Source organism: Phyllobacterium sp. CCNWLW109 (assembly GCF_037203905.1).
Classification (GTDB): domain Bacteria; phylum Pseudomonadota; class Alphaproteobacteria; order Rhizobiales; family Rhizobiaceae; genus Phyllobacterium; species Phyllobacterium ifriqiyense.
The window spans coordinates 35,495-49,864 of record NZ_JBBCBK010000005.1 but is presented as its reverse complement, the minus strand read 5'-3'; the positions used below and the strand labels follow the sequence as shown (position 1 = coordinate 49,864).

General features: G+C 54.3%; 12 protein-coding genes. 9 read left to right on the top strand and 3 right to left on the bottom strand.

Annotation, left to right across the window (positions count from 1 at the left end):
* Nucleotides 1-6 precede the first annotated feature (6 nt).
* Nucleotides 7-951: a substrate-binding domain-containing protein gene (locus V9K92_RS20495; RefSeq protein WP_115053711.1), complete on the top strand. Its 945-nt coding sequence runs from the start codon at nucleotides 7-9 to the stop codon at nucleotides 949-951.
* Between the two features lie 326 nt (nucleotides 952-1,277).
* Here V9K92_RS20495 and V9K92_RS20490 read toward each other — a convergent pair whose 3' ends face one another.
* A complete protein-coding gene (locus V9K92_RS20490) occupies nucleotides 1,278-1,751 on the bottom strand; it encodes a hypothetical protein (protein ID WP_336441958.1) in 474 nt (157 codons plus the stop codon).
* A 212-nt stretch (nucleotides 1,752-1,963) separates the two neighbouring features.
* On the opposite strand from V9K92_RS20490, the gene hemP reads away from it, so the two are divergent.
* From hemP to V9K92_RS20455, 7 genes are all read left to right on the top strand, one after another.
* On the top strand, nucleotides 1,964-2,119 hold the full coding sequence (gene hemP / locus V9K92_RS20485) for a hemin uptake protein HemP (RefSeq protein WP_307276008.1): 156 nt from the start codon (nucleotides 1,964-1,966) through the stop codon (nucleotides 2,117-2,119).
* Between the two features lie 38 nt (nucleotides 2,120-2,157).
* Complete coding sequence (locus tag V9K92_RS20480; RefSeq protein WP_337354813.1) at nucleotides 2,158-3,198, top strand: hemin-degrading factor; 1,041 nt, start codon at nucleotides 2,158-2,160, stop codon at nucleotides 3,196-3,198.
* A 1-nt stretch (nucleotide 3,199) separates the two neighbouring features.
* Nucleotides 3,200-4,087, top strand: coding sequence for a heme/hemin ABC transporter substrate-binding protein (locus V9K92_RS20475; protein ID WP_337354812.1), 888 nt, complete (start codon nucleotides 3,200-3,202; stop codon nucleotides 4,085-4,087).
* A gap of 14 nt (nucleotides 4,088-4,101) precedes the next feature.
* The gene (locus V9K92_RS20470) at nucleotides 4,102-5,205 is read left to right on the top strand and encodes a FecCD family ABC transporter permease (RefSeq protein ID WP_337354811.1); all 1,104 of its coding nucleotides are present in this window, start codon (nucleotides 4,102-4,104) and stop codon (nucleotides 5,203-5,205) included.
* A gap of 2 nt (nucleotides 5,206-5,207) precedes the next feature.
* The gene (locus V9K92_RS20465) at nucleotides 5,208-5,999 is read left to right on the top strand and encodes a heme ABC transporter ATP-binding protein (protein WP_115053708.1); all 792 of its coding nucleotides are present in this window, start codon (nucleotides 5,208-5,210) and stop codon (nucleotides 5,997-5,999) included.
* A 264-nt stretch (nucleotides 6,000-6,263) separates the two neighbouring features.
* Entirely contained in the window at nucleotides 6,264-10,040 is a 3,777-nt protein-coding gene (gene metH, locus V9K92_RS20460) for a methionine synthase (protein ID WP_337354810.1), read from the top strand.
* Between the two features lie 13 nt (nucleotides 10,041-10,053).
* Nucleotides 10,054-11,001, top strand: a complete 948-nt coding sequence (locus V9K92_RS20455) for an NADP-dependent oxidoreductase (RefSeq protein ID WP_337354809.1) — start codon at nucleotides 10,054-10,056, stop codon at nucleotides 10,999-11,001.
* Between the two features lie 3 nt (nucleotides 11,002-11,004).
* On the opposite strand, the gene V9K92_RS20450 is transcribed toward V9K92_RS20455, so the two are convergent.
* Nucleotides 11,005-11,832 (bottom strand): helix-turn-helix domain-containing protein, encoded by an 828-nt coding sequence (locus tag V9K92_RS20450; RefSeq protein ID WP_115053705.1) that lies wholly within the window; start codon nucleotides 11,830-11,832, stop codon nucleotides 11,005-11,007.
* Between the two features lie 103 nt (nucleotides 11,833-11,935).
* Nucleotides 11,936-12,832: a bile acid:sodium symporter family protein gene (locus V9K92_RS20445; RefSeq protein WP_337354808.1), complete on the bottom strand. Its 897-nt coding sequence runs from the start codon at nucleotides 12,830-12,832 to the stop codon at nucleotides 11,936-11,938.
* Between the two features lie 295 nt (nucleotides 12,833-13,127).
* Here V9K92_RS20445 and V9K92_RS20440 point away from each other — a divergent pair, with 295 nt between their 5' ends.
* Nucleotides 13,128-14,348, top strand: coding sequence for an MFS transporter (locus V9K92_RS20440; RefSeq protein WP_307275250.1), 1,221 nt, complete (start codon nucleotides 13,128-13,130; stop codon nucleotides 14,346-14,348).
* Nucleotides 14,349-14,370 lie beyond the last annotated feature (22 nt).

The following is a 14,370-nucleotide window of genomic DNA, read 5'->3' as shown; positions in this document are numbered from 1 at the left end:
GAACAAATGCGTAAACTCATGATGGGTCTGGTGGGGGCGGCACTCGCCTCGACAATGACCTTCGCCTACGCGCAAGACAAACAGGTCAATATTGCCGTGTCGATTCCGGCGGCTGACCATGGTTGGACCGGCGGCGTTGTCTATCACGCTGAACGTGCCGCCAAATTGCTTGAAAAAGCCCATCCGGGTCTGAAGATCACTGTGAAGACTTCGCCTGACGGCGCTTCGCAGGCCAATGCCCTGGAAGATCTGACCACACAGGGCATGGACGCTCTGGTGACCTTGCCGCACAATTCGGATGAATTGACCGACCCGCTTCGCCAGGTCAAGGAAAAGGGCATCTTCGTCACGGTTGTTGACCGCGCGCTTTCCGATCCGACAGTTCAGGACCTCTACGTTGCCGGCAACAATCCGGAGCTTGGCCGCGTAGCGGGAACCTATCTGAAAGACACATTGAAGACCGGTGACGTCGTGGTTATCCGCGGCCTTCCTATCGTTATCGATGAAGAGCGCCAGAAGGGCTTCGACGAAGCCATTGCAGGTAGCGGCATCAAGGTACTCGACAAGCAGTTTGGTAATTGGTCGCGCGATGACGCGTTCAAGGTCATGCAGGACTATCTGACCAAATTCCCGAAGATCGATGCGGTCTGGTGCCAGGATGACGATATGGCCGTTGGCGTTCTTGAAGCCATCAGCCAGGCAAAGCGTACCGATATCAAAATGGTTATCGGTGGTGCGGGCATGAAGGACATGATCAAGCGTGTTGCTGATGGCGATACAATGACGCCGATCAACGTGCTTTATCCACCTTCAATGATCGCAACTGCAATGGAACTGACCGTTGCCAATTTCTACGATCAGGTTCCGGTTCGGGGCAGCTATATTCTTGATGCAACACTCGTCACCAAGGATAATGCCGCTGAATTCTACTTCCCTGATTCACCATTCTGATCAGACATGAATGAAGCTGGAAAAGGCCCTGCGAGGGGCCTTTTTTGCAACAGCGTTTTGCAATAGCTAGTAGCCGCCAGCCCATCTTTACGATCAACTGGGACATTGCACTGATGCTGTGCGTGGTTCGACGGGGCTCACCATGCGGAAAGTGAAGATTTGGCAGGGAGCTGGTTTTGAGACGTTCGGGCAAGACGTTTCAGGTAGATGTGCAACCCACTACTTTCCTCATGGTGAGCCCCGTCGAACCACGCACTAGATCAATGCCCTCTTCCGCCCTCCTGAGCTTGTCGAAGGGCGAACCACGCACAGCATTCAGTGCAATATCAACTTCCAAATTGAATACCGGATTTTGTGGTAGGATTCAGCTGCCGGATGCAGGCTTTCGGGTCTATCCCGGCCCCCGCGCATTCCGTTGAATCATTCACCAGAACACGCGTTATTTTCGTGCAATCAAGCTCACCAAGATCAAAGCGGCGCACTTTGGTTTTTCCCTGCGGCAGTTCTTTGAAATCCAGCACGGTGATACGATCGACCACCTGAGCCTGATTGAACAGCGCGACCTCAAAACCCACCTTGTCCAAGGCCACGCCAAGACTATTGGTAACGACAAAGGTTAGCCGGCAGCCCTTTTCCGAAGGCTGCAGTGCATTCAGCTCCAAGGTCAGCGCCGGTGGGGCACTTTCCTGCGCTGGCGCAATGTCTGCTGCGGCGAGAACCAGCAATCCCGTTGCGGCAAGCAGGCCGAGGGAATGCCGCGTCAGAAACCTGATAAAATGGCCCTGTGTATTGTGCACCATGACGTCCATTTCCTGATCACAGTTTTGTCAATTCTGAAACATGACTCATTGACTCTTATTTAATTTGAGTAATAAAGATGAAACTTGTAGTCAAGTTTAAATAGAGGGGTCTTGGACCAACCATCACCCTTTGAGAAAGGCACGAAAAGGCCATTGCCATGTCGCGACGCCAAATCATCGATCTGCAGGTTCGCCTTCCTAACATGACGCCCATGCGAGCAGACTATAGCCGCCCCGTACAATCAGATATCCGCGTGTTTGGCAGTGATCTTCTATTCGACGGATCAAGCGAAGTCGGCATTGAACATGCCGGCTCGCTCTATCGTTTGAAAATCACCCGCCAAGGCAAACTCATCCTGAATAAATGACCCAGCAATCGATCACCAACGTTACGAATGGTAATAAAATGACACCCGAAGCGATCCGCCAGGCAAGAATAGACAATCCCAAAATGCGTGAGCGCGATCTGGCGCAGCAGTTGACTATATCCGAAGCTGATTTCGTCGCCGCCTATTGCGGTATCAGTGCAACCCGTATCACACCACAGATTGAAACATTCCTGACCGAGATCGAAGCACTCGGCGAAGTCATGGCGCTTACCCGCAATGAAAGCGCCGTTCATGAAAAGATCGGCGTCTATGACAAGCCCATCGTCGGCAAACATGCCTCGATGATGCTCGGCGAACAGATCGACTTGCGCCTGTTTCCCAAATCCTGGGCGCATGGTTTTGCCGTTGAGAAGGACGATGGCGATGTGGTTCGCCGCAGCCTGCAATTCTTCGATGCCGCAGGCGAAGCCATTCACAAGATTCATCTGCGCCCCGCTTCCAATCTGGAAGCCTACACAGCTCTGGTGGCAAAGCTGAAACTGGAAGATCAGTCCCAGACGATCGAGACCACCGAATTGCCGAAGCTCGAGCAGAAAAAGCGGGAGCTTGAAGAGCTTGATACTACCGGCCTGCGGGATCGCTGGACCCAGATGAAGGATGTGCACGAGTTTTTCGGCATCCTGAATTCACTGGAAATGACCCGTCATCAGGCGGTACAGGTGATTGGTCAGGACTATGCCTGGCAGCTGGATAATGATGCGCTGACAGCAATGGTTCACCATGCGGCACAGGAAGCATTGCCGATCATGTGCTTTGTTGGCAATCGCGGCTGCATTCAGATTCATTCCGGTCCGGTCCAGAATGTCAAACCAATGGGTCCATGGATCAATGTCATGGACGAAACCTTCCATCTGCATCTGCGTACCGATCATATTGCCGAGCTTTGGGCCGTGCGCAAACCGACCAAAGATGGCCACGTAACCTCTCTTGAGGCCTATGGTGCGGAAGGCGAGATGATTATCCAGTTCTTTGGAAAACGTCATGAAGGTTCTCATGAACGTCCCGACTGGCGCAATCTCGTGGAGAGTCTGCCTCGCCTGATGCGTGTGGCCGCATAAAATGACCAAGTCTGTCAAATTAGCTGCTCTTGCCGGGATTTTCGGGGTTCTGGCTCTTTCCAGCCATGCATTTGCCAAGGAAGTCTCGGGGTCGCTACCCGATACCAGCCGGGTCGTATCCATTGGCGGCTCGATCACTGAGATCATCTTCGCACTCGGAGAACAGGGCCGTCTCGTCGGGCGTGATACGACCAGCGTCTATCCAAAGGAAGCATTTGCGCTGCCTGATGTCGGATATATGCGGGCTTTGTCGGCTGAAGGTGTTCTTTCGATCAATCCGACTGCGATTATTGCCGTGGAAGGCAGCGGCCCGGAGCAAGCTGTCGATCTTCTGAAAAAGGCCAGTGTTCCTTTCGTTTTCGTTCCTGAAAATTACACGGCCACAAGTGTTTCGGAGAAAATCCGGATCGTCGGCAAAGCGCTCAGCGTTGAAGACAAGGCCAAAAAGCTTGCGGACGATGTTGAAGCCGATCTTGCTGCCGCTCAGGCTGAAACGAAAGACATCAAAACCCGCAAGCGCGTTTTGTTCGTTCTCAGCATTCAGGGCGGAAAGATTCTGGCTGCTGGCGACCATTCAGCTGCAAACGGCATCATTAAACTCGCAGGTGCAGACAATGCTGTCGAAGGTTTTACCGGATACAAGGCTTTGAGCGATGAAAGCATCCTGCTGGCAAAACCCGATGTGATCCTGGTAATGGATCGCGGCGACAATCACGCGACAGTCGACAAGGAACTGCTTGCCAATAAGGCGATTGCCTCAACACCAGCAGGTGAGAACAAAGCAATCATACGTATAGGCGGGCAATATCTGCTAGGCTTTGGGCCACGGACAGCGAGTGCAGTTCGTGACTTGTCCAAGCGACTTTACGGCGACGCAGTAAGCCAATGAGCGAGGCCATTCTCATGAAACCTGCTTCCCTGCGCTCAGAACGGGGCAGCAGGAAAGGCCGGGCGGATGGCGACCGGTCTTTTCTGGCCAGGTTCGTAATCGCGTTGTTCGGCTTGGCGTTTGCCGTGACTTTCATGTTCAGTCTCACGGCCGGAGCCTCTGATGCATCAGTGGTTTCCGTTGTCGGATCATGGTTTCAGACAGGCAATAGCGGCACAGACGCTTTGTCGGCGCGCGATAGCATCATCATCTATGATATTCGTCTGCCCCGTGTCATTCTGGGCTCGCTGATCGGCGCTTCGCTTGCCGTCTCCGGTGCCGTCATGCAGGGGCTTTTCCGCAATCCGCTAGCCGATCCTGGCATTGTCGGCGTCTCCTCCGGGGCTGGCCTTGGAGCGCTTAGTGTGATCGTGCTCGGCAATACGGTCTTGGCACCCGTCATGGCGCTTCTGGGCCTATATTCGCTGCCGCTCGCCGCTTTCGTCAGCGCCTTGGCATTCACCTTCATACTTTACACGGTTGCCACGCGGCGCGGCCAAACCTCCATCGCCACCATGCTTCTCGCAGGCATTGCCCTTGGCGCCATGGCGACAGCCTATATGGGCGTGCTTACCTATATTGCGGACGATCGCCAGCTTCGCGATCTGACCTTCTGGCTATTGGGATCACTGGCCGGAGCAAGCTGGATGAAAATCGCCGCAACAACTCCGTTCATCGTGGTTGCATTGCTCGTATCGCCCTTTTTGGCGCGCGGCCTTAATGGTCTTGCCTTGGGCGAGGCGACAGCCAACCATCTCGGCATTCCGGTGCAGCGCTTCAAGATCATAGCGATCATCGCCGTTGCGGCAGCGACAGGCGCTTCCGTGGCCGTGAGCGGTGTTATCGGGTTTGTCGGCGTGGTTGTCCCCCATTTGCTGCGGCTCGTCATCGGACCCGATCACCGCTATCTTCTGCCCGCATCGGCGCTGTTTGGAGCCAGCCTTTTGCTTTTGGCCGATGCTGTCAGCCGGACAGTCGTTGCGCCCGCAGAACTGCCGATAGGTATTGTCACGGCGGCTGTCGGGGCTCCAGTCTTCCTTTGGATATTGCTGCGCAAACGCGGCATTCTGGATTTATAACAATGATTCACGTCTCGGACTTAGGTGTTCATCTGGGCAAGACCCAAATCGTGCATAATGCAAGCTTTGATGCTTTGGCCGGAGAGATCACTGTCATTGTCGGGCCCAATGGTTCGGGCAAAACCACGCTTATGCGCGCGCTCTCGGGTGATTTGCTCTATAGCGGGACAGCCACCATCAACGGGCATTCCCTCAAACATTTAAAGCTCTGGCAAATGGCGGCAATGCGCGCCGTCCTGCCGCAATCCACCACGCTGGCATTTCCATTTACGGTCCGTGAAATAATCAAACTCGGGCTGACGAGCGGCCGCTCACTTGGCACCGTAAAGAACGTTGAACACCTGCCTGACGAAGCTCTTGAAATGGTTGACCTTGCCGGATTCGGCGGTCGTTTCTACCAGGAGCTTTCCGGCGGCGAGCAGCAACGTGTTCAACTTGCCCGCGTATTATGCCAGGTTTGGCAGCCGGTACTGGATAATCAACCGCGCTTTCTCTTTCTCGATGAGCCCGTCTCAAGCCTCGATATCAAGCATCAGCTGATCATCATGGAAATCGCGCAATCCTTTGCCAAACGCGGCGGCGGTGTGATCGCGATTCTTCACGATCTCAATCTGACCTCCATGTATGCGGATCGCGTCATTGTCATGCATAAGGGCCATGTGGATAAGGTGGGAGCGCCGCAGGATGTCCTGACTGATGAGCGCATTTTACGTGTTTATGAGTGCGCGCTCAAAGTGGGTGTCCTGCCAGCGGGACAAATGCCATTTGTTCTGCCCCAATCCGCCGCCATCTGACAGTTAACCGACATTGCAATGAAGCTATGCGTGCTTCGCCCTTCGAGAGGGTCAAGAGGGCCGGAAGAGGGCATTGATGTAATGCGTGGTTCGCCCTTCGACTAGCTCAGGAGGGCGAGCCATCGGAGCACGGGAAAACACGAAAAGAACGCCCTGTTCAACTACGACATTTTATGCCGCTTGCAGAATTGATTTGTTGACATAAACATATCTTTATGTGAACCTTAAACCTCATCCCAATGTTGGTTTTGAGGCGTTCGAGTTATGAATAATGCGGTTGATAATCTCTTCGGTCCCATGGGCGCGCCACGGGACGGCAGGGAAGTTTTTGCAGCGCTGACAAAGGCTGCCAAAGAACGCATATTGATTCTCGACGGCGCTATGGGCACGCAGATTCAAAGTCTCAGCCTCAATGAGGATGATTTTCGCGGCGACCGGTTTGGTGATTGCTCATGCCATTTGCAGGGCAATAATGACCTTCTGATTCTCACCCAGCCACAGGCGATTGAAGATATCCACTATGCCTATGCGATGGCCGGTGCCGATATTCTGGAAACCAATACTTTTTCGTCGACCACCATTGCCCAGGCTGACTACAGTATGGAAGAGGTCGTCTATGAGCTGAACCGCGACGGGGCGAGGCTTGCGCGCCGCGCGGCCATCAAGGCGGAACAGAAGGATGGACGCAGGCGTTTTGTGGCCGGTGCCCTCGGCCCGACAAATCGCACAGCCTCCATGTCTCCGGATGTGAACAATCCCGGCTACCGCGCAGTGACCTTCGACGATCTGCGTATTGCCTATGCCGAACAGGTTCGCGGCCTGATTGATGGCGGTGCAGATATTATCCTGATCGAAACCATCTTTGACACGCTCAACGCCAAGGCGGCAATCTTTGCCACCAACGAAGTCTTTGAGGAAAAGGGCATCACCCTGCCGGTGATGATTTCCGGCACGATCACGGATTTGTCGGGACGCACGCTTTCAGGCCAGACGCCCACCGCCTTCTGGAATTCGGTGCGCCATGCGCAGCCCTTCACCATCGGCCTCAATTGTGCTTTGGGCGCCAATGCCATGCGCGCGCATCTGGCGGAAATTTCAAACGTTGCCGACACATTCGTGTGCGCTTATCCCAATGCCGGTCTTCCCAATGAGTTCGGTCAATATGATGAAAGCCCCGAAGCCATGGCGGCGCAGCTTGAAGGCTTCGCCAGCGAGGGCTTGCTGAATATTGTTGGCGGCTGCTGCGGCTCGACACCGGAGCATATCAGGGCCATTGCCGAGGCAGTAAGCAAATATCCGCCGCGCAAAATACCTGAAATTGAAACCCATATGCGCCTGTCGGGTCTGGAACCCTTCACGCTGACCAAGGAGATTCCTTTCGTCAATGTGGGCGAGCGTACCAATATCACCGGCTCGGCGAAGTTCCGCAAGCTCATCACCGCTGGCGACTATGCAACAGCCTTGGATGTGGCGCGCGATCAGGTGGCGAATGGCGCTCAGATCATCGACATCAATATGGATGAGGGCCTGATCGACAGCGAAAAGGCGATGATCGAGTTCCTTAATCTGATTGCCGCTGAACCGGACATTGCCCGTGTTCCTGTGATGATCGATTCGTCCAAATGGGATGTTATCGAAGCTGGTCTGAAATGCGTGCAGGGCAAGCCTCTGGTCAACTCCATTTCCATGAAGGAAGGCGAGGAAGCCTTCATCGCCTATGCCAAAAAGGTTCGTGCCTATGGCGCTGCGGTTGTGGTCATGGCCTTCGATACCGAGGGACAGGCCGATACGCTGGAGCGCAAGGTCGAGATCTGTACCCGCGCCTATGAGCTTTTGACCAAAGAGGCTGGCTTCCCGCCGGAAGATATTGTGTTTGATCCCAATGTCTTTGCTGTGGCAACGGGCATCGAAGAACATAATGGCTATGGCGTCGCCTTCATCGAGGCGACCAAACAGATCACCGAAACCTTGCCGCATGTGCATATTTCCGGCGGCATTTCCAATCTGTCCTTCTCGTTCCGCGGCAATGAGCCGGTGCGCGAGGCCATGCATGCGGTGTTCCTCTATCACGCCATTCAGGTCGGCATGGATATGGGCATCGTCAATGCGGGTCAGCTCGCGGTTTACGAATCCATTGATCCGGAACTGCGTGAGGCCTGCGAAGACGTGGTGCTCAACCGGCGCGATGATGCAACGGAACGCCTGCTCGATCTGGCAGAACGCTATAAGGGCGCGGCTGGCAAGGAGGCGCGCGAACGCGATCTCGCATGGCGCGAGTGGACTGTCGGCAAACGTATTGAACACGCGCTTGTCAACGGCATTACCGAGTTCATCGACGCGGACACAGAGGAAGCCCGTCTTGAAGCAGAACGCCCGCTGCATGTCATTGAAGGGCCGTTAATGGCCGGAATGAATGTTGTCGGCGATCTTTTCGGCGCGGGCAAAATGTTCCTGCCGCAGGTGGTGAAATCCGCCCGTGTGATGAAACAGGCAGTTGCCTTGCTCCTGCCCTATATGGAGGCGGAAAAACTTGCCAATGGCGGCACGGGTGAGCGCGAAAGCGCCGGTAAAGTGCTGATGGCGACGGTGAAGGGCGATGTCCATGATATCGGCAAGAATATTGTCGGCGTCGTGCTTGCCTGCAATAATTACGAGATCATTGATCTGGGCGTCATGGTCCCGGCCACGAAAATCCTTCAGACCGCGCGCGAGCAGAATGTTGATATTATCGGCCTGTCCGGCCTGATCACGCCATCGCTGGATGAGATGGTGCATGTCGCCGCCGAAATGGAGCGCGAAGGCTTTGACATTCCATTGCTGATTGGCGGCGCAACCACCAGTCGCGTGCATACGGCTGTCAAGATCAATCCCCGCTATCATCAGGGGCAGACGATCTATGTCACCGATGCGAGCCGCGCGGTTGGCGTTGTTTCGAACCTTCTGTCCGCAGATATCAAGCCGGGCTATATTGAAACCATTCGCGCCGAATATGCCAAGGTTGCCGATGCCCATGCGCGCAACGAGGCCGACAAGCAGCGCCTGCCTCTGGCGAAAGCCCGTGCCAATGCCCACAAGGTTGATTGGTCAGCTTACACACCGCCAAAACCGGCTTTCATTGGCACCCGCATATTCGAGAATTATGATCTGGCCGAAATTGCCCGTTATATTGATTGGACACCCTTCTTCCAGACATGGGAGTTGAAGGGTCGTTATCCGGCAATTCTGGACGATGAAAAACAGGGCGCCGCCGCCCGTCAATTATTCGATGATGCGCAGGCAATGCTCAAGAAAATCATTGCTGAAAAATGGTTCAACCCCAAGGCCGTCATCGGTCTTTGGCCAGCCGGTGCAGTCGGTGATGATATTCGCGTCTTTACCGATGAAAACCGCAATGAAGATCTGGCAACCTTCTATACGCTGCGCCAGCAGCTATCCAAGCGCGATGGCCGTCCAAACGTTGCTTTAAGCGATTTCGTCGCCCCTCTCGATAGCGGCAAACAGGATTATATCGGTGCCTTTGTCGTCACCGCTGGTATTGAGGAAATCGCCATTGCCGAACGCTTTGAGCGCGCCAATGATGATTATTCGTCCATTCTGGTCAAAGCTTTGGCCGACCGTTTTGCCGAAGCTTTTGCCGAATTGATGCATGAGAATGTGCGCAAGGACTATTGGGGCTATGCCCCGGATGAGGCGCTTGCTCCCGATGAGCTGATCGGCGAGCCCTATCGCGGTATCCGTCCGGCACCCGGTTATCCGGCGCAGCCGGATCACACGGAAAAGGAAACGCTGTTCCGCATTCTTGATGCGGAAGCAAAGATCAATGTCCGGCTCACCGAGAGCTATGCCATGTGGCCGGGTTCTTCCGTTTCCGGCATTTACCTTGCGCATCCCGAATCCTATTATTTCGGTGTCGCCAAGGTGGAGCGCGATCAGGTCGAGGATTATTCGCAGCGCAAATCCATGCCGATTGAAGAGGTCGAGCGTTGGCTTGGGCCAATTCTCAACTATGTTCCTCAGCCCCGCATTTTGGCGGCGGAATAGCTTGGAGTTCATCATGCGGGCAGCAGCAGTGCAGTCATTTGGCGCAAAGGTGGAACTGATTGACGTTCCAAAGCCGCAGCCCGGTAAAGATCAACTTCTGGTCAAAATTTCTGCCGCCGCAATCAATCCATTCGACTGGAAAGTGGCAAACGGCATTCTCAAAGGCAAGGCGCCGCATGTTTTTCCCTTGATCTTGGGTAATGACGCAGCCGGTATCGTCGAATCCTGCGGTGAGGACGTTACTGGTTTTGCCGTGGGCGATAGAATATTCGGCCAGTTTCTGCATATGCCGCTCGGCGAGGGCCCTTATGCGGAATATGCGCGTGTGCCCGCATCGAACCTTTTGATAAAACTGCCAGAGGCCCTCACTGTCTTTCAGGCGGCCGCCCTTCCCACTGCCGGGATGACGGCGCTCCAAATGGTCGAAAATCTTGACCTGCCAAAGGGCGCAACCATTCTCATTGTCGGCGCTACAGGCGGCGTCGGATCATTTGCCGTGCAATTGGCGGTGGCCCGCGGCCTGAAAGTCATTGCGACCGCCCGCCCTGCAAAAGCCGCCGCCATGATTAAGCTCGGCGCCATTGCCACGATTGACCACACTGCTTCGCCTGCTAGCGAACAGCTACATAAGCTCTATCCAGGCGGCATTGACGGCTTGATCGACCTGATGAGCAATGCTGCGGAGTTTTCCGCACTTTCAGCACAGGTCAAACAGGGCGGAACCGCCTATACAACAGCCTTTGTGGCCGATGATTCAGAGTTGCAAAAGCGCTCGCTCAAGGGCGGCAATTTTGAACTCGCCGCCGATCAAGCCCTTCTGGAGCGCCTTGTCGATCCTGTGGTTGCAGGCCGCGTGGTCGTGCCGGTTGATCAGATCATCTCACTGGACGAAGTACCGGAAAATATCGAACAGAGCCGCGCGGGCCGCTCTGCCGGTAAAACGCTTATCAAGTTCGATTGACGTCTAAAGTCTTTGATGAAGATAGGCGCGGGGCGGCGTTCCAAGCATCCGCTTGAACATCGTTGTGAATGCCGGGACGCTGTCATAGCCGAGATCAAGCGCAACACTTGTCACCGGTTCACCCGCTGTCAGTCGTGGCAAGGCGGCGAGCAGACATGCCTGCTGACGCCAGGTGGAAAGACTCAAACCCGTTTCCCGCTTGAATATGCGGGTAAATGTGCGCCTGCTCATGCCAAGCTCATCGGCCCAATGATCAATATTCGTATGCGGCGATGGGCTTTTGAGAAAATCATGACAAAGCGCTGCCAAGCGGCGATCATCTGGAAAGGGGAGACCCAGCGGCCGTTCGGGTAGATTTGGAATCTCGTGCAATAGCAAGCCCATGACAAAGGCTGCCCGCGTATTAGCCGTGGCATCCGCTGGCAGGTTAACGGCCTCCCGGATCAAGCTGTCCATCAGCGGCGTCAGCCCCACCACATGGAGGTGCCCTTTCAATCCATCCACAGCCTCTGGCCGCACATAGATCGACTGCATGGAAACGTCACCAAACATGTCGACAGCATGTTCAATCCCTGCAGGCAACCACAAGGCATGATGTGGAGGAACCATCCACCGCCCGAACTTGGTCGTGACCATCGCCACACCCGCTATAGCGTGCAACAATTGCGACTGGTTGTGATAATGACGCGCGATATGATGTCCCGCCGGATAGGCTGTTGCAAGCGCAAGAACATCTCCTTCCGCCTGATCCAGCCACGTCAACCGGAGCTGGTGCAGGTTCTCCAGCTCCATTCCGGCAGAGTTCGTACCCGGGAATGTTTTGTAACGCATGGATTTGGCCCACTTACGAAAGAAGTAGACCAAACCATGAAAACGAGGCTGGCTCAACTGCTAAAGGCTTGCATGCTTGTCGAACCCCTGCAAGCCGCCCGTTTCACATAGGATCGACAAAAGTCACTTTTCCGGCAGCTTTTTGCCGCGTCTTCAGCCAGTAGCCAAAGAGAGCGGCCGTGACAAAGGCGATCAGCCCATAAATTGCTGCGGGGACAGCCATTGTAGGATTGTTGAGGAGAAACGGGCTGAGCGCTATGGCGATGGCAAGCGTGCCGTTGTGAATACCGATCTCCATGCCGATTGCGGTCGACTGGCGGTTATCGATACCAACTGCCCTTGGCACGAAATAACCAATAGCGAGACTGACCAGATTGAATGTCAAAGTCGCGAGTCCGACTATCGGCGCCCAAATCTGGAGTGTTTCCCATTCCTGCACAAGCGCGACCAACACGACCATCATCAGAAATACCAGAGACAATATCTTGACGGGCCGTGCCATATTGTCGGCAAAAGCAGGAAAGCGGTGGCGTATCCACATACCAATGATCACCGGCCCGAGCACAATAATGAATACTTGCATCACTTTGGCAAACTGCAGCGGGATCGCTTGCCCTTCTGAGAAAAAATGCGCCAGCGACCAATTTACGATCAGCGGCAGAGTTATGATCGAAAGTGCGGAATTGATTGCAGTAAGAGAGATATTCAGCGCAACGTCCCCGTCAGCAAGATGGCTATAGAGATTGGCGGACGTGCCACCGGGGCTGGCTGCCAGAAGCATCATTCCGACGGCAAGCGCCGGTTCAAGATTGAATAGATAAATAATCGCAACACAGGCCAAAGGCAGAATGAATGTCTGGCAGACAAGTGCTACCAGAACCGCTTTGGGTGCCTTGAGCACCTTTTGAAAATCTTCCAAGGTCAAGGCCAGCCCAAGACCGAGCATGATAATGCCCAGCGACACAGGCAGGAATATTGTCAGCGCAAGACTATTTTCCATAGTTCCCCCTCACATATGTTTCCCGAGCACCTGATATGCTTCAGGAAAGAACGTTCATCACTCCCCAATGAACGACCCCCACTCAACGTTATATTTATTTCGATTTCAATGAGACTAAAGTCCAGTGGTCGTACATAGGCTGTATCCAGTCGAAATATCGCACGACCATGTACATTTGGCCCACCTGCGAAAGAAATGGACCAAACCACGAAAGCAGGTTCCATGCAATTTCTGTATGAGGATGAGCTGAGCGTCGCAACCTCGCTTATCCGCTCATAGTTGATGGACCAGTTTAATGACCGATACAGCCATGCCCGCGCAGCGTTCCGCTGCCGAAACAACCGTCTTCGCTATTATATTCGCCGTCAGCTTCTGTCATCTGCTCAATGATATGATGCAGTCGCTACTTGCGGCCATCTATCCGATGCTGAAAGAGAATTATGGCCTGAATTTCAAGCAGATCGGCATTCTGACCCTTATTTTTCAGGGGACTGCCTCCCTGCTTCAGCCTCTTGTGGGAACCTATACGGATAAGCGCCCCATGCCCTATTCACTGCCGGTCGGGATGGCCTTTTCACTGGCGGGTCTTGCCACGCTTTCGTTCGCCACCCATTATGCAATGCTGCTTGTCGGGGCCGCCTTGATTGGCATAGGCTCTTCCATATTCCACCCGGAATCCTCGCGCGTTGCCCGGCTTGCTTCCGGTGGCCGGCACGGGCTTGCCCAGTCGCTTTTTCAAGTTGGTGGAAATTTCGGCACAGCCCTTGGCCCATTGCTGGCAGGCTTTATCGTTTTGCCCTATGGCCAAAAGAGCATTATCTGGTTCTCGGCCGCTGCACTGCTTGGCATGATCATTCTTTATCGTGTGGGTAGCTGGTACCAGGATTACCGTGTTGCCAATGCCAAGAAAACCCAGCCAAGAAAGATCGTGAACCTCACGCGCGGCAAGATCATGATGTCGCTGTTCATCTTGACCCTGCTGGTCTTCACCAAGAATATTTATATGGTCAGCATTTCCAGCTATTACACTTTCTACGTCATTCACAAGTTCCAGATTACGGTGCAGCAGTCTCAGATGATGCTGTTCCTGTTCCTTGGTGCAGCCGCTGCCGGGACCATCCTTGGCGGACCTATCGGCGACAGGATTGGCACAAAGGCAGTGATCTGGTTCTCCATTCTCGGTGTTCTGCCATTCACGCTTATGATGCCTTACGCAAACCTGTTCTGGACCGGCGTGCTGACCGTCATCATCGGCTTCGTTCTTTCCTCCGCCTTTTCTGCAATTGTCGTGTTTGCGCAGGAACTGGTGCCCGGACGGGTTGGAATGGTAGCCGGCATCTTCTTCGGCTTTGCCTTCGGCATGGCCGGGCTTGCGGCGGCTGTGCTCGGTTTCGTGGCCGATAGTAAGGGCATAGATTTTGTCTATCAGATTTGTGCCTATCTGCCCTTCCTCGGCTTGCTGACCATCTTCCTGCCAAGCATGCGAGAAGTCCGGGGCGAGATTGCAAAAGCCTAAGATCAGGACCTGACAATCCTTA

Coding starts and splice junctions, on each gene's coding strand:
- V9K92_RS20495 (WP_115053711.1), top strand. CDS start 7: ATGCGTAAACTCATGATGGGTCTGGTGGGGGCGGCACTCGCCTCGACA.
- V9K92_RS20475 (WP_337354812.1), top strand. CDS start 3,200: ATGACCAAGTCTGTCAAATTAGCTGCTCTTGCCGGGATTTTCGGGGTT.
- V9K92_RS20440 (WP_307275250.1), top strand. CDS start 13,128: ATGACCGATACAGCCATGCCCGCGCAGCGTTCCGCTGCCGAAACAACC.
- V9K92_RS20465 (WP_115053708.1), top strand. CDS start 5,208: ATGATTCACGTCTCGGACTTAGGTGTTCATCTGGGCAAGACCCAAATC.
- V9K92_RS20470 (WP_337354811.1), top strand. CDS start 4,102: ATGAAACCTGCTTCCCTGCGCTCAGAACGGGGCAGCAGGAAAGGCCGG.
- V9K92_RS20445 (WP_337354808.1), bottom strand. CDS start 12,832: ATGGAAAATAGTCTTGCGCTGACAATATTCCTGCCTGTGTCGCTGGGC.
- V9K92_RS20455 (WP_337354809.1), top strand. CDS start 10,054: ATGCGGGCAGCAGCAGTGCAGTCATTTGGCGCAAAGGTGGAACTGATT.
- metH (WP_337354810.1), top strand. CDS start 6,264: ATGAATAATGCGGTTGATAATCTCTTCGGTCCCATGGGCGCGCCACGG.
- V9K92_RS20450 (WP_115053705.1), bottom strand. CDS start 11,832: ATGCGTTACAAAACATTCCCGGGTACGAACTCTGCCGGAATGGAGCTG.
- hemP (WP_307276008.1), top strand. CDS start 1,964: ATGCGAGCAGACTATAGCCGCCCCGTACAATCAGATATCCGCGTGTTT.
- V9K92_RS20490 (WP_336441958.1), bottom strand. CDS start 1,751: ATGGTGCACAATACACAGGGCCATTTTATCAGGTTTCTGACGCGGCAT.
- V9K92_RS20480 (WP_337354813.1), top strand. CDS start 2,158: ATGACACCCGAAGCGATCCGCCAGGCAAGAATAGACAATCCCAAAATG.